This is a genomic window from Citrobacter sp. Cpo148 (assembly GCF_030332375.1).
GTDB classification, from domain to species: domain Bacteria; phylum Pseudomonadota; class Gammaproteobacteria; order Enterobacterales; family Enterobacteriaceae; genus Citrobacter; species Citrobacter portucalensis.
Genome location: NZ_JAOWHY010000042.1, coordinates 578,603 through 595,871, shown reverse-complemented (window position 1 = coordinate 595,871; position 17,269 = coordinate 578,603). Strand labels below are relative to the sequence as shown.

The window sequence follows — 17,269 nt, the reverse complement described above, 5'->3', positions numbered from 1 at the left end:
TTGGTTTACAAGTCGATTATGACAACGGACGATCTTGCGTTTGACCAACGCCATATCTGGCACCCATACACCTCCATGACCTCCCCGTTGCCGGTTTATCCGGTGGCGCGTGCCGAAGGTTGCGAACTGATCTTAGCCAGCGGTGAGAAGCTGATTGACGGCATGTCATCCTGGTGGGCGGCAATCCACGGTTACAATCACCCGCAACTGAACGCCGCGATGAAAACGCAGATTGATGCCATGTCGCATGTAATGTTTGGCGGCATTACCCATGCCCCGGCCATTGCGCTGTGCCGCCAGTTGGTGGCGATGACCCCAGAGGCGCTGGAGTGCGTTTTTCTCGCAGATTCAGGGTCGGTCGCCGTAGAAGTTGCAATGAAAATGGCACTGCAATACTGGCAGGCTAAAGGCGAATCCCGCCAGCGTTTCCTGACATTTCGTAATGGTTACCATGGTGATACCTTCGGCGCGATGTCGGTCTGCGATCCTGACAACTCAATGCACAGTCTGTGGAAGGGATACCTGCCGGAGAACCTGTTTGCCCCAGCCCCACAAAGCCGCATGGGCGGCGAGTGGGACGAACTGGATATGGTGCCTTTTGCCCGTCTGATGGCCGCGCATCGCCACGAAATTGCGGCAGTGATCCTAGAGCCAATCGTACAGGGCGCTGGCGGTATGCGCATGTATCATCCCGAATGGTTAAAACGCATCCGTAAGATGTGCGACCGTGAAGGGATCCTGCTGATTGCCGATGAAATCGCCACCGGATTTGGTCGTACAGGCAAGCTTTTTGCCTGCGAGCATGCCGACATCACTCCGGACATTTTATGCCTGGGCAAAGCGTTAACCGGCGGAACAATGACCCTTTCTGCAACCCTCACCACCCGCCAGGTTGCGGAAACCATCAGCAACGGTGAAGCCGGATGCTTCATGCACGGCCCGACCTTTATGGGCAATCCGTTGGCCTGCGCCGTCGCCTCCGCCAGCCTGTCGTTAATCGAAACCGGCGAGTGGCGCGCACAGGTAGCGGCCATTGAAGCGCAGCTGTGGGCAGAACTCGCCCCGGCGGTAGATTCCTGCTGGGTCGCGGACGTACGCGTGCTCGGCGCCATCGGCGTCATCGAAACCACGCATCCGGTGAATATGGCAGCGTTACAGAAGTTCTTTGTCGAACAGGGCGTGTGGATAAGACCATTTGGCAAGCTCATCTACCTGATGCCGCCGTACATTATCCAGCCCGATCAGTTACGTCGCCTGACGCAGGCCGTGAACGAGGCTGTGCGCAATGCAACATTTTTTAGCGATTAATCAGCGGTAAGCTCTACGGTTTCTGGCTACACTTTTTGGCTAACGAGAGGAGTCAGCATGAAACTAATCAGTAACGATCTGCGCGATGGCGATAAGCTTGGGCATCGCTACGTCTTTAACGGCATGGGGTATGACGGGGATAATATTTCCCCGCATCTGGCATGGGATGACGTACCCGCAGGAACCAAAAGCTTTGTCGTGACCTGCTTTGATCCTGATGCGCCAACCGGCTCCGGCTGGTGGCATTGGGTGGTGGTAAATCTGCCGGCTGATACCCGCGTACTCCCACAAGGATCCGGCTCCGGGCTGGTTGCACTGCCGGATGGGGTGATTCAGACCCGTACAGATTTTGGTAAAGCCGGTTATGGCGGCGCTGCGCCGCCGAAGGGTGAAACCCACCGCTATATCTTTACGGTTCACGCCCTGGATGTGGAGCGTATTGATGTCGATGAAGGTGCCAGCGGCGCGATGGTTGGATTTAACGTCCATTTCCACTCGCTCGCCAGCGCTTCGATTACGGCGATGTTTAGCTAAGCTGTGTTGAGCCGGATGTCGGTTTCGCCTCATCCGGCCTACAAAGCAGACCGTAGGCCTGATAAGACGCGTCAGCGTCGACATCAGGCAATTTTCTACAGAAATTCAGGCAGCAATTGCAGCAACGTTCCTTGCGCTAACAGCTCGGTCGCGCACTCAATATCCGGGGCAAAAAAGCGATCCTGCGTGTAGTGGGCAACCTGCTCGCGCAGCGCCTGTCGCGCCTGCTCCAGCAACGGACTGGAGGTTAACCCTTCACGCAGGTCAATCCCCTGACACGCCGCCAGCCACTCCACGGCAATCACACCGCGCGTATTTGCTGCCATCTCCCACAGTCTGCGCCCCGCCGCCGGCGCCATAGAAACATGATCTTCCTGGTTGGCGGAGGTCGGCAAGCTGTCCACGCTGTGCGGATGCGCCAGCGCTTTGTTCTCGCTCGCCAGCGCGGCGGCGGTTACCTGAGCAATCATAAAGCCGGAGTTAACCCCACCGTTTTTCACCAGGAACGGCGGCAACTGCGACATATGTTTGTCCATCATCAGCGCAATGCGCCGCTCTGATAACGAGCCAATTTCCGCAATTGCCAGCGCCAGATTATCTGCCGCCATCGCCACCGGTTCAGCATGGAAGTTGCCGCCGGAAATCACATCGCCCTCTTCAGCAAACACCAGCGGGTTGTCGGAAACCGCGTTGGCTTCAACCAGCAGAACATCCATCACCTGGCGCATTTGCGTCAGACACGCCCCCATCACCTGTGGCTGACAGCGCAGAGAATACGGGTCCTGTACTTTTTCGCAGTTATGATGCGACTGAGAAAGCGCGCTGGAGTCGGTCAACACATGACGGTATAGCGTTGCGGCATCAATCTGCCCACGCTGCCCTCGCGCGGCATGAATACGGGCGTCAAACGGACGACGGGAGCCCAGCACGGCTTCTGTGGTCAGCGCCCCGCACACCGTCGCAGACGCAAACAGTTCCTGAGCTTCAATTAACCCGCGCAGTGCAAAGGCGGTGGAAGCCTGAGTGCCGTTGAGCAGCGCCAGTCCCTCTTTCGCCTCCAGCGTGATCGGCTCCAGTCCGGCCTTTTTCAGCGCTTCAGTCGCCGGGATCCATTCTCCCTGCCAGCGCGCTTTACCTTCGCCCAATAGCGTCAACGACATATGTGCCAGCGGCGCCAGGTCGCCCGATGCGCCCACCGACCCTTTCGCCGGGATCAGTGGATATACCTCGGCATTCACCAGCGCAATCAGCGCTTCAATCACGCTCAAACGAATGCCGGAAAAACCGCGCGCCAGGCTGTTGATTTTCAGCACCATAATCAGGCGAACCATTGCGTCATCCAGTGCCTCGCCAACGCCTGCCGCATGGGAAAGCACCAGCGAACGCTGTAAATTCTGCAAATCTTCCGTGGCGATACGGGTCTGAGCCAACAGGCCAAAGCCGGTATTAATGCCATACGCCGTACGGCCTTCAGCGACAATATTATTGACGCAGGCGACGCTGGCGTTGATTGCATCAATCGCCCCGGCATCCAGGCTCAGTTTGACCGGCTGCTGCCAGATTTCACGTAGCTGGGTAAAACTCAGATGGCCCGGCGTGAGTGTCATGGTGTTCATATCAGCGTTTCTCCTGCGTCGCAGCAATCATTGGCAAATTCAGCCCTTCTTCAACGGCGCACTCCACCGCAATGTCATACCCGGCGTCGGCGTGGCGCATCACCCCGGTAGCCGGATCGTTATGTAAGACTCGGGCGATGCGCGCCGCGGCTTCATCGGTGCCATCGCAAACAATCACCATCCCGGCATGCTGAGAGAAGCCCATGCCAACCCCGCCGCCGTGATGCAGCGACACCCAGGTCGCTCCGCTGGCGGTGTTAAGCAGCGCGTTCAGCAGCGGCCAGTCGGATACGGCGTCTGAACCGTCGCGCATAGCTTCTGTTTCGCGGTTTGGGCTGGCAACAGAACCGGAGTCCAGATGATCACGGCCAATAACAATCGGCGCGGATACTTCACCGCAGCGCACCATTTCATTAAACGCCAGCCCCAGCTTTTGTCGCCACTCCAGGCCGACCCAGCAGATACGCGCTGGTAAGCCCTGGAAGTTAATCCGCTCACGCGCCATATCCAACCAGTGATGAAGGTGCTTATCATCAGCCACGATCTCTTTCACTTTGGCATCTGTCTTATAAATATCCTGCGGATCGCCTGACAGTGCCACCCAACGGAACGGGCCTATGCCGCGACAGAACAGGGGGCGAATATAAGCAGGTACGAAGCCGGGGAAATCAAAGGCGTTTTCCACGCCCATCTCTTTGGCCATCTGGCGAATGTTGTTGCCGTAATCAAACGTCGGCACACCCATTTTGCTAAACGCCAGCATCGCCTCAACGTGCGTTGCCATTGAACGTTTCGCCGCCTGCACCGTGCCCTGGGGATCGGACACCGCTTTTGCCTGATACTCTTCCCAACTCCAGCCGCACGGCAGATAACCATGCAGCGGATCGTGGGCGCTGGTCTGGTCGGTGACCATATCCGGGCGCACACCGCGCTTCACCAGTTCCGGCACAACGTCGGCGGCATTAGCACACAGCGCAATGGAGACGGCTTTACCCTCGCGGGTGTATTTGTCGATACGCGCCAGCGCATCGTCAAGCGATGTCGCCTGCTCGTCGACGTAACGGGTACGCAGACGGAAATCAATTCGGCTTTGCTGGCATTCAATGTTCAGCGAACACGCACCCGCAAGTGTAGCGGCTAGCGGTTGTGCTCCGCCCATGCCGCCCAGCCCGGCGGTCAGTACCCAGCGTCCGCTGAGGTTACCCTGATAATGCTGACGCCCGGCCTCAACGAAAGTTTCATAAGTCCCCTGCACGATGCCCTGGCTGCCGATGTAGATCCAGCTCCCGGCGGTCATCTGGCCGTACATCGCCAACCCTTTGGCGTCCAGTTCGTTGAAGTGCTCCCAGGTAGCCCAATGTGGCACCAGGTTGGAGTTGGCAATCAGCACGCGCGGTGCGTTGTCGTGAGTTTTGAATACGCCTACCGGTTTTCCGGACTGGACCAGCAGAGTTTCATCGGTCTCCAGTTTGGTCAGCGCGTTGACGATGGCGTCATAACATTCCCAGTCCCGCGCGGCGCGGCCAATCCCACCGTATACCACCAGCTCATGCGGATTTTCCGCCACATCGGGATCCAGATTATTCATTAACATGCGCAGCGGCGCTTCGGTCAGCCAGCTTTTGGCCGTTAAGGTGGTGCCGCGTGGGGCACGAATATCCTGCTGACGATATTTGCTATGGGACATGACAGAAAACTCCTCGCGAACGTCGGATAGATAAGAAATATATACTTGTCTATACAAGTCATCGCAAGGATGATTTTAACAATTAAGATACATTTTTATTATATTGCGTCAGCAATCACGGTTTTGATATCCCGACATCAGGACATAAACCGTCCTTGCAGGCGATAGCGGGAACCCGGGAACAGCAAACGGGCATGAGAGACTATGGACGACGCAGACCAGGTCTTACGGCGAATCAGCAGGCAGGGATCGTGTTCTTTGATATTCAGCAGCGCGCACTCTTCAGCGCTGGCACGTACCGCTTCAACAATATGTTCACCTTCCGTCAGCGGGGCTATCAGCGACAGGTATGCGTGCGGCGTGGTCTGGCTGTAATCCTGCGCCAGATACTCCGGCACAATTTCGGCATTCACACAGCGATCTTCAATCTGTACCGGCAGATCGTTCTCGTAATGAACCATGACAGAGTGAAAAATGGAGGTGCCTTCTTTGACGTTTAACACCAAAGCCTGCTGCGCGTTGGCCTGGGTTTTTTCCAGCGTCAGCACTTCGCACCGGTGCTGATGCTGACGGGCGTTGATTTCATCCGCGATGCTGCGGATTTCAAACAGCGCAGACTGACCTTTGGGCTCGGCGACAAACGTCCCGACGCCCTGCAAACGCACCAGTAAACCTTCATCCGTTAACTCACGTAGCGCCCGGTTGATAGTCATGCGGCTGAAACCATATTGCGCCACCAGCTCTGCCTCAGAAGGAATGCGATCGTGAGGCTGCCAGATACCGCTGGCAATTTTTTCGCTGATCTCCTGTTTGACCTTTTCGTAAAAAGGAGCCGGAGCAGAACGGGATGGGAGCATGCGTGAGCCTTCCTTAAGCTGAAAATGTGAGTGGGTAGAGTTTACAGGCATTACCCGAGCCTGATAAGCGCAACGCCATCAGGTATATCAGTGCCACCAGTGGGCGATTTGCCAGCCTAATCGCGCCGCCACGCGTGCTGCTCTGCCATCATCGTCAAAGCGTGGATTAAATTCAACCATATCCACCGCCAGGAGTTTACCGCTACGACACAGAGGCTCAATCAGTCTCAGCAGCGTCGCCAAGGGTACGCCAAGCGCGGCGGGGGCCGACACGCCGGGCATTTCCCACACCGGCAGCACGTCGAAGTCGATTGTCAGATAGATGACATCCAGATTGGCAATGAACTGCGCTAACTGCGCCTGCGCCGTATCGCAATGCAGATCCTCCACCACGGTAACACCGAGCCGCTGGGCCTCATCCCAAAGCGCCTGGGTGTTTGCCGCCCGACTGACGCCGATACAGGCATAGTGAAATTCACGCTGCTGTTCATCGCAAAGCTGCGCCAGCTGGCGAAATGGCGTACCGGATGTGGCTTGTTCAGCTTTGCGCAAATCGAGATGCGCATCGAAGTTGACTATCCCCACTTTCGCCTGCGGGAACGCATCCAGTACGCCAGCGCCGTGGGCAAAGGCAGTTTCGTGTCCCCCGCCCAAAACAAAGGTACGCATGTTCTCCTGCTGACAGCGCTGTACCGCATTACGTAACGCCTGCTGCGCGCCCTCAAGATCGGGAGCCTGCGCCACAATATTTCCCAGATCCACCAGCCGATTGTGCCCATCGTGGCTGGCTAAATTCGCCAGCGCCTTGCGCAGCTCATCGGGTGCTCCGGCGGCACCCGTGCGCCCCTGATTACGTTTAACGCCTTCGTCGCAGGCAAACCCGAGCAACGCTATCTGCTCGCGGTACATTTCTGGGCTAAACGTCAGACTTTGCATGATAGTCTGAAACAGGCGCAGCGCATTCGGCGATTCGGCGCGGTCATCACGTCCCTGCCACAGCGCAGGTGAGGCTGGTTGCCAGTTGGTCATGCTATTTGTCCTTTGAATACGCGTTGGTAGAGCGGATTGCGCCCGGGTTCATACAGGATCTCGACCGGGAGGGTTGCATCCCACACCACAAAATCGGCCACAAACCCGGCCTTCAATTGACCGTGGGTGGCATGACGCCCAAGCGCCCGAGCCGCATGACGGGTTACACCCGCCCATGCTTCTTCCGGCGTCAGGCCAAACTGGACACAAGCCATATTCATCGCCCAGTGCAGGCTGATAAACGGACTGGTACCGGGGTTAAAATCTGTCGCTACCGCCATCGGTACCTGATATTGACGCAGCAACGCTACCGGTGGGCGCTGCTGCTCTTTGAGGAAATAGAACGCGCCGGGCAGCAGCACGCCGACCGTACCGCTTTGACTCATCGCCGCCACGCCCGCTTCATCGAGGTATTCAATATGATCGGCGGATAGCCCTTGGTAGCGGCTTACCAACTGTGCGCCGCCAAGCAATGACAGTTGTTCGACATGGCCTTTAATCGGGATGCCCAGCGCCTGTGCAGCCTGAAACACCCGCTCGCTCTGCGCCAACGAAAAACCAACGCTTTCACAGAACAGATCGACGGTCTCAAACAGCCCTTGTTCCCACAATTGCGGCATAATGGTCTCACACACCAGCGTAATATAGCCGTCAGGATCATCCCGGTATTCCGCTGGAGTTGCATGCGCAGCCAACAGCGTCGGGCTGATTTCAACGATATTCTCTGCCGCCAGCGCTGCCACCACGCGCAATATTTTCTCTTCTGTCGGCAAATCCAGGCCGTAGCCGGATTTTATTTCCAGCAGCGTAACACCTTCTTTGATCAGCTGTTCCATCCGCTGATGAGCTACGTGTAAGAGTTGTTCATCCGTGGCGCTGCGGGTCGCCGATACGGTGGCATTGATCCCCCCACCCTGAGCGCTTATCTGCTGGTAGGAGACACCATTTAGCCGCTGCTCCCACTCACCTGCGCGGTTTCCGCCAAAGACCAGATGCGTATGGCAATCAATCAGGCCAGGCGTAATCAGCCTGCCCTGCATATCAAAAGTATTGTCATGCGTGAGATATAACGATGATTCCGGGACGATATCGCGAATCTTGCCCTGGCGGACGATCAGCGCGTGACCATCCAACAGCCCATATGGGGTACCACGTTCAGGGTCCATAGTCGCCAGACGAACATTGCGCCAGATAACATCATCAGGGAAGAATTGCTGCATTCGACTCACCACTTGTCATAGGTTGTATAGACATTTATTTTTGATTATAGGGATGTTGTCAACCTGAAGAACCATAATTGTTATCTATTTGTGATATAAAGACTCTCCGCGCCAGACATTGCTGCGATAAAAAACAACTTTTTACCTTTTCGCCTTCCCGTTTCGCTCAACTTAGTATAAAAAAGCAGGCTTTAATGGATAACTTTCAAAGCCCGGAGCAACCTGTGAACATATCATCAGTTTCCCGTCTGGCGCTGGCAATGGCTTTTGGCGTGACGCTGACCGCCTGTAGCTCTACGCCGCCCGATCAAATTCCTTCCGATCAAACCGCGCCAGGAACCTCTTCGCGCCCAATTTTGTCGGCCAATGAAGCGAAAAACTTCGTTACTGCGCACTATTTTTCCGCGCTGACGCCAAACACCGCGCCGTGGAGCCCTTCTTCTATTTCTCTGCCTGCACAGCCTGACTTCGTCGTTGGCCCGGCAGGGACTCAGGGCGTCACCCATACCAGCATTCAAGCCGCTGTTGATGCAGCAATCATCAAACGTACTAACAAACGTCAGTACATCGCGATTATGCCAGGCGAGTACCAGGGCACGGTATATATCCCGGCAGCAACAGGTAGCCTGACGCTGTACGGCATGGGCGAAAAACCGCTCGATGTGAAAATTGGCCAGGCCATTGACGGTGACATGAGCACAGCGGACTGGCGTCGTACGGTGAACCCAGCCGGTAAATACATGCCGGGTAAACCTGCGTGGTATATGTTTGATAATTGCCAGAACAAACGCGGCACGAATATTGGCGTGATGTGTTCTGCTGTCGTCTGGTCGCAAAATAACGGTCTGCAATTGCAGAATCTGACCATCGAAAACAACCTGGGTGACAGCGTTGATGCGGGTAACCACCCAGCCGTTGCACTGCGTACCGATGGCGATAAAGTGCAGATCAACAAGGTCAATATCCTGGGCCGCCAAAATACCTTCTTCGTGACCAATAGCGGCGTACAAAACCGTCTGGAAAACGATCGTCAGCCGCGTACGCTGGTTACCAACAGCTACATTGAAGGCGATGTGGATATCGTTTCCGGTCGCGGTGCCGTAGTGTTCGATAACACCGATTTCCGTGTAGTGAACTCCCGTACCCAGCAGGAAGCCTATGTATTCGCACCGGCTACCCTGTCAAACATCTACTACGGTTTCCTGGCGATTAATAGTCGCTTCACGGCAAGTGGCGATGGCGTGGCGCAGTTAGGCCGCTCGCTGGATGTCGATTCCAACACTAACGGTCAGGTCGTGATTCGTGACAGCGTGATTAACGAAGGCTTTAACATGGCAAAACCATGGGCTGACAGTGTTATCGCAAAACGCCCGTTTGCCGGTAATACCGGTGCGGAAGATGACAAAGGTGAAATCCAGCGTAATCTGAACGACACCAACTTCAACCGTATGTGGGAATACAACAACCGTGGTATCGGTAGCAAAGTGGTTGCTGAACCTAAGCAGTAAACGTCATTCTCTGATGTAAACCCGGCAGATTCATGCTCTGCCGGGCAATGTGCCGGATACTCATCCGGCATTAGACGCAATATTAGTACGCGTTAACAACCACCCACATCGGGCCTTGTCCTACCGCGTAACGACCTTTCTCCGTCAACAGTCCTTGTTCGCCAGCAATCTCGTATACCGCGATATGGTGCGATTTTTGTCCGGCTGCAATCAGGTATTTACCTCTGTTATCGATATTAAAACCGCGCGGCTGAGTTTCGGTAGGTTGGAAACCTTCTTTGGTCAACACGCTGCCATCTTCAGAGACGCTAAAGACCGTAATCAGGCTGGCGGTGCGATCACAGGCATACAGATGGCGACCATCCGGTGTGATGTGAATATCTGCTGCCCAACGGGTATCCGCGAAATCAGCAGGCATCATATCCAGCGTCTGCACACACTCAATCTTGCCGTACGGATCTTTCAGCTCCCAGACATCAACAGAGCTATTCAGCTCGTTCACGCAGTAGGCATATTGCTTATTCGGATGGAACGCCATATGACGCGGGCCCGCGCCTTCAACGGTAGTCACTTCAGCCGGTTCCTGCGCAACCAGATGGCCATCATCGCTAACGTCAAACAGGCAGATACGATCCTGTTTCAACGCCGGAACCCAAAGGGTACGGTTATCCGGAGAGATGTTGGCTGAGTGGCAACCATCCAGACCTTCTACCACGTCGACCAGTTCCACCGGCAGGCCATCTTCCAGACGCGTGACACTCACGCTACCCGCGTTATAAGAGCCAACGAACACGAAACGTCCCTGATGATCGGTAGAAATATGCGTCGGGCTACCCGGCAGCGCTGACTCTGCCGCGAAGGTCAGCGCTCCGTCATCAGGCGCAATACGATAAGCCAACACGCGAAACTCCGGGCGCACACCAACATAGAGGTAACGCTTATCCGGGCTGACGACCATCGGCTGTACCTGACCCGGTACATCAACCACCTGCGTCAGCGTCAGAGAACCATCGTGATTCAGGCTCCAGACGTGGATTTGCTGACTTTCAGGGCTGGCGGTATAAACGGTTTGCTTCATGAATACTCCTTTGCTTTTTGGCAGGTGGCTGCAATTGCCTGACACACGCCTAAGGTAGACGCTTTTAACGGTGAATGCTTAATTAAGGCTCAGAATTTTGTCCGGCTCCCGTCTCGGTGTACCATTCCAGCAGACAAAATTCTCAACCTTAATCTGGAAAAAACTATGACCGCACGCGTGATTGCCCTGGATTTAGACGGTACTCTGTTGACCCCGAAAAAAACCTTGCTGCCATCCTCCCTCGAAGCGCTCTCGCGCGCCAGAGAAGCAGGCTACCAACTTATCATTGTCACAGGTCGCCATCACGTTGCTATTCATCCTTTTTATCAGGCACTGGCGCTGGATACACCTGCAATTTGCTGTAACGGTACCTACTTGTATGATTATCAGGCAAAAAAGGTACTGGAATCCGATCCCCTCCCGGTAGACCAGGCATTACAGCTGATCGAAATGCTGGATGAACATCAGATCCACGGGCTGATGTATGTGGATGAGGCCATGCTGTATGAGCGCCCAACCGGGCATGTGGTGCGTACCGCTAACTGGGCGCAAACTCTGCCGCCGGAACAGCGCCCGACCTTCACCCAGGTTCCTTCGCTGGCGCAGGCCGCACATGACGTCAACGCCGTCTGGAAATTTGCCCTGACCGACGAAGATATTCCGAAATTGCAGCAGTTTGGTCGGCACGTCGAGCAACAGCTGGGGCTGGAGTGTGAATGGTCCTGGCACGATCAGGTCGACATTGCCCGTAAAGGCAACAGCAAAGGACGACGCCTGACCCAGTGGATTGAAGCACAGGGCGGGTCAATGGAAAACGTGATTGCCTTTGGCGATAACTTTAACGACATCAGCATGCTGGAAGCCGCAGGTACCGGGGTGGCGATGGGCAACGCGGATGACGCGGTCAAAGCCCGCGCCAACATCGTGATTGGTGACAACACCACAGACAGCATTGCGAAATTTATCTACTCCCACCTGCTGTAATCAGGCGGTAATCGATACGCTCTTAATTTGCGCGTACAGCCACAGGCCAGGTTTGATACCCAGTTCATCCCTGGCCCACGGGCTGATCCTTGCCCACAGCGTCTTACCGCCCACCTCAAGCTGAACTTCCACCTGACCGTTATCGTCATAACATTGCGCGACTTTTGCCCGGAGAACGTTACGAATACTGGTCTGCTGGGGGGGTTGGAGCACCAGTGAAACATCAGAGGCCTGAATACGAATACGCAGCGCGGTTTGCAGCGGTTGCTCCAGCTTATTGACCCACAGATGCTGATCGCCGAGCGCCAGCGCGGTCATCGCATAGTGTGGATGATGTTCCAGCACGCTGACTTTCAGAATACTGCTTTGCTGTTCCTTAGGCAGCCAGGGGTGCATCACGCTGCTGCCCCAGACATCTTCCAGCGAACCAAACGCTTTGACCTGCCCGTTCTCCAGCACCATCACTTTATCCGCCAGGTGCAAAATCTCATCAAGCGAGTGGCTGACGTACAGCATCGGAATATTAATTTCACGTGCAAGGCGTTGCAGGTAAGGCAGCAGTTCGCGTTTACGCGGTATATCCAGCGAGGCTAACGGCTCATCAAGCAGCAATAACTCAGGCGCGGTCAGCAGCGCCCGACCGATGGCGACACGCTGCTTTTCACCGCCAGAAAGACCGCCGGGCAAACGGTCAAGCAGCGGTTCAATGCCCAACAGCGACACCAGCTTATCAAACTGTCCGGCCATGCTTTTCGCCATTCCGTAACGCAGGTTGCCGCGCACTTTATAGTGCGGGAACAGGCGCGCATCCTGGAAAACATAGCCCACCCGGCGTTTTTCCGGCGTTAAACAGATACCGTTCTCGACGTCGTTTAAGACCCGACCGTTGAGCACGATGCGTCCTGACTGCGGCTGCGTCAGGCCGCTGATGGCGTTAATCAGTGAGGTTTTGCCCGCGCCGGAAACGCCAAAAATAGCGGTGATGCCGCTGGCTGGCAGCGTTTCGTTGAGCGTCAGGCAATGCGTCCCCAGCGTCTGGGAGAAATTGAGTTCCAGCATAATTATCGCCCCGTCCGCTCACGGCTAATACGCGCCAGCCATTCAGAAATCAGCAGCGAAATCAGCGCTAAAACAATAGAAATGATACACAACCTCGCCGCCGCGCTTTCGCCGCCGGGAGTCTGGATCAGGGTATACATCGCCGAAGGAATGGTGCGGGTTTCACCAGGAATGTTGGAAACAAAAGTAATGGTTGCGCCGAATTCCCCGAGGGAACGCGCGAACGCCAGCACCGTACCGACAATAATGCCGGGCAGCATCAGCGGTAGCGTAATGGTCATGAATACACGCCAGCGTCCGGCTCCCAGCGTGCGGGCCGCCTGCTCCAGCTTGACGTCGACACCTTCCAGCGCCAGACGAATTGCCCGTACCATCAGAGGAAAAGACATCACCGCCGCAGCCAGTACCGCACCGCGCCAGCTAAAGGCAAAGGTAATGCCAAACCAGTCGTACAACCATTCGCCAATGAATCCGCGCCGCCCCATGGCGACCAACAGCAGATAGCCCACCACGACCGGCGGCAGAACCAGTGGCAAATGCAGAACGCTGTCGAGCAGCGCTTTGCCCGGAAACTTGCATCGCACAAGCAGCCAGGCAAAGAAGATCCCAAACGGCAAACTAAACAACACAGCCAGGGAAGAAACTTTCAGGCTCAGGATGACGGCCTGCCATTCAGGATCGGTCAGTATCATTACTTGGTCGTAAATCCATAACGTTTAAAGATTTCAGCAGCCTGCGGTCCTTTCAGGTAATCATAGAACGCGCTAACCGTTGCGTTTTTGTGCCCATCAACAATCGCGATAGGGTATTCCACTTTTTTGTGCGAATCTTCCGGGAAAGTCGCAACAACTTTTACGCCCTTACTGGCGACAGCATCGGAACCATAGACGATCCCCAGCGGCGCTTCGTTACGCTCTACCAGCGCCAGCGCACCGCGCACGTCTTCAGCAGGAGCCAGTTTCGGGGCCAGGGTATCCCATGCACCCAATTTTTGCAGCGCTTCTTTGGCATAAATGCCCGCCGGAACATGTTCTGGATCGCCAACAGCCAGGCGTCCACCATTCAACAGACTGGTCCAGTTGGTTTTGCTGTCAATGGTGAAGTCTTTCTGCGCGCTGGCTTTCGGCGCAACCACCACCAGACTGTTACCCAACAGCGTTTCACGCGATGCGGTATCAATCGACTTCTTGTCTACCGCGTAGTCCATCCATTTCTGATCGGCAGAAATAAACAGATCGGCCGGTGCGCCTGCTTCAATCTGACGCGCCAGTGTGGAAGAAGAAGCAAAAGAGGAGACAACATCAACGTTCTTCTCTTTTTTATATTGCGTTGCAATGTCCTGCATCGCGTTGGTCAGCGAAGCCGCTGCAAAAACGGTAATCTTTCCTTCATCCGCCAGCGCATGTCCGGCAACGGTAAGAGAAAGTGTTGCCCCTGCAAACAAGCGTAACCATGTACGTGCCATCTGTAACTCCTTTGCGTTTCGTTATGTAGGCGCAAATATAACGAGTAAACCAGGATTTTCCCAGTGGTTATTGATACCAATTAGAGGTTACACAAAGAAAATATCGGCAGGGAAAGCAAGATCTTGAGAAAACGAGTTGGCAGGCAAAAAATATAAACGCCCGACTGAGCGGGCGTTTGGGGAATCAATGATTCTGTCTGGACTGGTCTTTCTGACCGATAGAGGAGAAGATGTTGAACACCTCACCCAGTCCGTAAATCAGCCCCAGGATGACAGCCATCACCACAGGAACCATAATTACGGCGAATACCAGACTTTTCAATAACTCTAACATGGTCAACTCCAGATATAGTCCTTAGTTGTATTCTAACCACATAACACAGAAAAGCACTCCCCTTTTGTGCGGTTGGCTTTGCGCGCGCGCGGTTTTCCGTCACAATACCCCTTTTGCCAGGAGCTTGTGATGCAGGCCGAAATCCTTCTTACGCTGAAACTTCAGCAAAAACTGTTTGCCGATCCCCGTCGCATTTCTCTGCTTAAGCACATTGCGCTTTCCGGCTCCATCAGTCAGGGCGCGAAGGATGCAGGTATCAGCTATAAAAGCGCCTGGGATGCGATTAACGAAATGAATCAGCTCAGCGAGCAGACGCTGGTTGAGCGCGCCACTGGCGGCAAAGGCGGCGGCGGCGCGGTGTTAACGCGCTACGGCCAACGCTTAATCCAGCTGTATGATTTACTGGCGCAAATCCAACAGAAAGCCTTCGATGTTTTGAGCGATGACGACGCACTGCCGCTCAATAGCCTGCTGGCGGCGATCTCTCGCTTTTCGCTGCAAACCAGCGCCCGTAACCAGTGGTTTGGCACCATTACCGCCCGCGACCACGATCAGGTTCAACAGCATGTCGACGTGCTGCTGGCGGATGGCGAAACGCGCCTGAAAGTGGCAATCACTGCACAAAGCGGCGAGCGTCTCGGGCTTGAGGAAGGCAAAGAAGTACTGATTTTGTTGAAAGCGCCGTGGGTAGGAATCACTCAGGACGACGCCATCGCTCAGGCCGCCGATAACCAGTTGCAGGGCACGATTAGCCATATCGAACGCGGAGCGGAGCAGTGTGAAGTATTGATGACCTTGCCAGACGGCCAGACGCTGTGCGCAACTTTGCCGATAGAGCAGACCCACACATTAACGGAAGGCGCTAACGTCACAGCATATTTTAATGCGGACAGGGTGATTATCGCCACACTGTGCTGAGTTAATTGACATCAGCCTGAAGAACACGTATCCCTGTTATTCATCGCTGCAAATAATGGGATACAAAATGTCATCGTTGCAAATTTCGCAAGGCATATTTCGTCTTAGCGACACAAAAACGCTCCAGTTAGATACGTTGACGTTAAACGCGGGTGATAGCTGGGCGTTTGTTGGCTCTAACGGCAGCGGGAAATCTGCGCTGGCCCGCGCGCTGGCGGGCGAGTTACCGCTTCTGAAAGGCGAACGTCACTGTCAGTTTACACGTATTACCCGACTCTCCTTTGAGCAGCTCCAAAAGCTGGTCAGCGACGAATGGCAGCGAAACAACACCGACCTTCTTAGCCCCGGCGAAGACGACACCGGGCGCACCACCGCTGAAATCATTCAGGATGAGGTCAACGATCCCGCCCGCTGCGCTGCGCTGGCGCAGCAGTTTGGCATTTCAGCTCTGCTTAACAGACGTTTCAAATACCTTTCGACCGGTGAAACACGTAAAACCCTGCTCTGCCAGGCGTTAATGTCCACACCGGATTTGCTGATCCTTGATGAACCCTTTGACGGGCTGGACGTGGCGTCCCGTCGCCAGTTAGCAGAGTTGCTCGCTGAGTTGCACCAGGCCGGTTTAACGTTGGTACTGGTGCTTAATCGCTTTGATGAAATTCCCGAATTCGTGCAGTTTGCTGGCGTACTTGCCGACTGCACGCTGACGGAAACCGGTGCAAAACCCGACCTTCTGCAACAGGCATTAATCGCTCAGCTTGCCCATAGCGAACGGCTGGAAGGCATCCAGTTACCCGAACCGGATGAGCCTTCGGTGCGCCACACGTTGTCAGATAACGAGCCGCGCATTGTGCTTAACGACGGCACCGTCTCGTATAACGATCGCCCTATCCTGCATCATCTGAGCTGGCGGGTAAATCCGGGGGAACACTGGCAAATCATCGGCCCCAACGGTGCGGGGAAATCAACCCTGCTCAGTTTAATCACCGGCGATCATCCCCAAGGATATAGCAACGACCTGACCCTGTTTGGCCGCCGCCGGGGCAGCGGTGAAACTATCTGGGATATCAAAAAACACATTGGCTATGTCAGCAGCAGCCTGCATCTGGATTACCGGGTAAGTACGACAGTTCGCAACGTTATTCTCTCCGGTTATTTCGATTCAATCGGCATTTATCAGGCCGTCTCCGACAGACAGCACAAGCTGGTACAACAGTGGCTGGATATTCTGGGCATCGATAAACGTACCGCGGATGCGCCATTTCATAGTCTTTCCTGGGGGCAGCAGCGGCTGGCATTGATTGTTCGTGCACTGGTGAAACATCCTACGTTGCTGATCCTCGATGAACCGTTGCAAGGATTAGATCCGCTCAACCGTCAACTGATCCGTCGGTTTGTGGATGTCCTGATCGGTGAAGGTGAAACTCAGCTTTTGTTTGTCTCTCATCACGCCGAAGATGCCCCGGCCTGCATTACCCATCGGCTAGAGTTTGTACCCGAGGGTGATATCTACGCCTATCGACAAACCTCTCTGCGTTAATTTTCATGCCAGGGCGTTTATCACGCCCTTTTTTCTGCTTTTTTTTCAGACAAGTGCTGAAATAACAACCTAACATAATGATTTATAATAAAGTAACTGGCAGTATCGAGTGAAAACACTGGAGTGTAAACG

16 protein-coding genes are annotated in these 17,269 nt (G+C 54.8%); 6 read left to right on the top strand and 10 right to left on the bottom strand.

The window, feature by feature from the left end:
• The first annotated feature begins 18 nt into the window (after positions 1-18).
• Together bioA and OGY10_RS09435 are read left to right on the top strand one after the other, a co-directional pair.
• On the top strand, positions 19-1,308 hold the full coding sequence (bioA, locus tag OGY10_RS09440) for an adenosylmethionine--8-amino-7-oxononanoate transaminase (RefSeq protein WP_020996533.1): 1,290 nt from the start codon (positions 19-21) through the stop codon (positions 1,306-1,308).
• A 57-nt stretch (positions 1,309-1,365) separates the two neighbouring features.
• Positions 1,366-1,842: a kinase inhibitor gene (locus tag OGY10_RS09435; RefSeq protein WP_191226242.1), complete on the top strand. Its 477-nt coding sequence runs from the start codon at positions 1,366-1,368 to the stop codon at positions 1,840-1,842.
• A gap of 95 nt (positions 1,843-1,937) precedes the next feature.
• On the opposite strand, the gene hutH is transcribed toward OGY10_RS09435, so the two are convergent.
• From hutH to hutI, 5 genes are all read right to left on the bottom strand, one after another.
• Positions 1,938-3,458, bottom strand: a complete 1,521-nt coding sequence (gene hutH, locus OGY10_RS09430; RefSeq protein WP_286576668.1) for a histidine ammonia-lyase — start codon at positions 3,456-3,458, stop codon at positions 1,938-1,940.
• Position 3,459: 1 nt separating this feature from the next.
• The gene (gene hutU, locus OGY10_RS09425) at positions 3,460-5,145 is read right to left on the bottom strand and encodes a urocanate hydratase (protein ID WP_008784176.1); all 1,686 of its coding nucleotides are present in this window, start codon (positions 5,143-5,145) and stop codon (positions 3,460-3,462) included.
• Between the two features lie 137 nt (positions 5,146-5,282).
• Positions 5,283-6,002: a histidine utilization repressor gene (locus tag OGY10_RS09420; protein ID WP_003831502.1), complete on the bottom strand. Its 720-nt coding sequence runs from the start codon at positions 6,000-6,002 to the stop codon at positions 5,283-5,285.
• Positions 6,003-6,089: 87 nt separating this feature from the next.
• The gene (gene hutG, locus OGY10_RS09415) at positions 6,090-7,031 is read right to left on the bottom strand and encodes a formimidoylglutamase (RefSeq protein ID WP_286576666.1); all 942 of its coding nucleotides are present in this window, start codon (positions 7,029-7,031) and stop codon (positions 6,090-6,092) included.
• Positions 7,028-8,251 carry an imidazolonepropionase gene (gene hutI, locus OGY10_RS09410; protein ID WP_286576665.1) on the bottom strand — a complete coding sequence of 408 codons (1,224 nt, stop codon included), beginning with the start codon at positions 8,249-8,251 and terminating at the stop codon, positions 7,028-7,030. Before hutI ends, hutG begins: the two co-directional genes overlap by 4 nt.
• Positions 8,252-8,475: 224 nt before the next feature.
• Here hutI and OGY10_RS09405 point away from each other — a divergent pair, with 224 nt between their 5' ends.
• Positions 8,476-9,759 carry a putative acyl-CoA thioester hydrolase gene (locus OGY10_RS09405; RefSeq protein ID WP_060683743.1) on the top strand — a complete coding sequence of 428 codons (1,284 nt, stop codon included), beginning with the start codon at positions 8,476-8,478 and terminating at the stop codon, positions 9,757-9,759.
• An 82-nt stretch (positions 9,760-9,841) separates the two neighbouring features.
• Here the strand turns inward: OGY10_RS09405 and pgl are convergent, their stop codons facing one another.
• A complete protein-coding gene (gene pgl / locus OGY10_RS09400) occupies positions 9,842-10,837 on the bottom strand; it encodes a 6-phosphogluconolactonase (RefSeq protein ID WP_020996535.1) in 996 nt (331 codons plus the stop codon).
• 165 nt (positions 10,838-11,002) lie between these two features.
• On the opposite strand from pgl, the gene OGY10_RS09395 reads away from it, so the two are divergent.
• Complete coding sequence (locus OGY10_RS09395; protein WP_008784170.1) at positions 11,003-11,821, top strand: pyridoxal phosphatase; 819 nt, start codon at positions 11,003-11,005, stop codon at positions 11,819-11,821.
• Here OGY10_RS09395 and modC read toward each other — a convergent pair whose 3' ends face one another.
• The 4 genes from modC to OGY10_RS09375 all read right to left on the bottom strand — a co-directional run bounded on the left by modC (position 11,822) and on the right by OGY10_RS09375 (position 14,679).
• Positions 11,822-12,880 carry a molybdenum ABC transporter ATP-binding protein ModC gene (modC, locus tag OGY10_RS09390; protein WP_048235822.1) on the bottom strand — a complete coding sequence of 353 codons (1,059 nt, stop codon included), beginning with the start codon at positions 12,878-12,880 and terminating at the stop codon, positions 11,822-11,824.
• 2 nt (positions 12,881-12,882) lie between these two features.
• Positions 12,883-13,572: a molybdate ABC transporter permease subunit gene (gene modB / locus OGY10_RS09385; RefSeq protein WP_008784169.1), complete on the bottom strand. Its 690-nt coding sequence runs from the start codon at positions 13,570-13,572 to the stop codon at positions 12,883-12,885.
• Complete coding sequence (gene modA, locus OGY10_RS09380; protein WP_003831470.1) at positions 13,572-14,345, bottom strand: molybdate ABC transporter substrate-binding protein; 774 nt, start codon at positions 14,343-14,345, stop codon at positions 13,572-13,574. Before modA ends, modB begins: the two co-directional genes overlap by 1 nt.
• Positions 14,346-14,529: 184 nt before the next feature.
• A complete protein-coding gene (locus tag OGY10_RS09375) occupies positions 14,530-14,679 on the bottom strand; it encodes an AcrZ family multidrug efflux pump-associated protein (protein ID WP_020996536.1) in 150 nt (49 codons plus the stop codon).
• Between the two features lie 129 nt (positions 14,680-14,808).
• Here OGY10_RS09375 and modE point away from each other — a divergent pair, with 129 nt between their 5' ends.
• Both modE and modF read left to right on the top strand, forming a co-directional pair.
• A complete protein-coding gene (gene modE / locus OGY10_RS09370) occupies positions 14,809-15,597 on the top strand; it encodes a molybdenum-dependent transcriptional regulator (protein ID WP_003831465.1) in 789 nt (262 codons plus the stop codon).
• A 67-nt stretch (positions 15,598-15,664) separates the two neighbouring features.
• Positions 15,665-17,137 (top strand): molybdate ABC transporter ATP-binding protein ModF, encoded by a 1,473-nt coding sequence (gene modF / locus OGY10_RS09365; protein ID WP_286576664.1) that lies wholly within the window; start codon positions 15,665-15,667, stop codon positions 17,135-17,137.
• The last annotated feature ends 132 nt before the right edge of the window (positions 17,138-17,269 follow it).

Coding starts and splice junctions, on each gene's coding strand:
- modC (WP_048235822.1), bottom strand. CDS start 12,880: ATGCTGGAACTCAATTTCTCCCAGACGCTGGGGACGCATTGCCTGACG.
- modF (WP_286576664.1), top strand. CDS start 15,665: ATGTCATCGTTGCAAATTTCGCAAGGCATATTTCGTCTTAGCGACACA.
- modB (WP_008784169.1), bottom strand. CDS start 13,572: ATGATACTGACCGATCCTGAATGGCAGGCCGTCATCCTGAGCCTGAAA.
- modA (WP_003831470.1), bottom strand. CDS start 14,345: ATGGCACGTACATGGTTACGCTTGTTTGCAGGGGCAACACTTTCTCTT.
- hutG (WP_286576666.1), bottom strand. CDS start 7,031: ATGACCAACTGGCAACCAGCCTCACCTGCGCTGTGGCAGGGACGTGAT.
- hutH (WP_286576668.1), bottom strand. CDS start 3,458: ATGAACACCATGACACTCACGCCGGGCCATCTGAGTTTTACCCAGCTA.
- bioA (WP_020996533.1), top strand. CDS start 19: ATGACAACGGACGATCTTGCGTTTGACCAACGCCATATCTGGCACCCA.
- modE (WP_003831465.1), top strand. CDS start 14,809: ATGCAGGCCGAAATCCTTCTTACGCTGAAACTTCAGCAAAAACTGTTT.
- hutU (WP_008784176.1), bottom strand. CDS start 5,145: ATGTCCCATAGCAAATATCGTCAGCAGGATATTCGTGCCCCACGCGGC.
- pgl (WP_020996535.1), bottom strand. CDS start 10,837: ATGAAGCAAACCGTTTATACCGCCAGCCCTGAAAGTCAGCAAATCCAC.
- hutI (WP_286576665.1), bottom strand. CDS start 8,251: ATGCAGCAATTCTTCCCTGATGATGTTATCTGGCGCAATGTTCGTCTG.
- OGY10_RS09420 (WP_003831502.1), bottom strand. CDS start 6,002: ATGCTCCCATCCCGTTCTGCTCCGGCTCCTTTTTACGAAAAGGTCAAA.
- OGY10_RS09375 (WP_020996536.1), bottom strand. CDS start 14,679: ATGTTAGAGTTATTGAAAAGTCTGGTATTCGCCGTAATTATGGTTCCT.
- OGY10_RS09435 (WP_191226242.1), top strand. CDS start 1,366: ATGAAACTAATCAGTAACGATCTGCGCGATGGCGATAAGCTTGGGCAT.
- OGY10_RS09395 (WP_008784170.1), top strand. CDS start 11,003: ATGACCGCACGCGTGATTGCCCTGGATTTAGACGGTACTCTGTTGACC.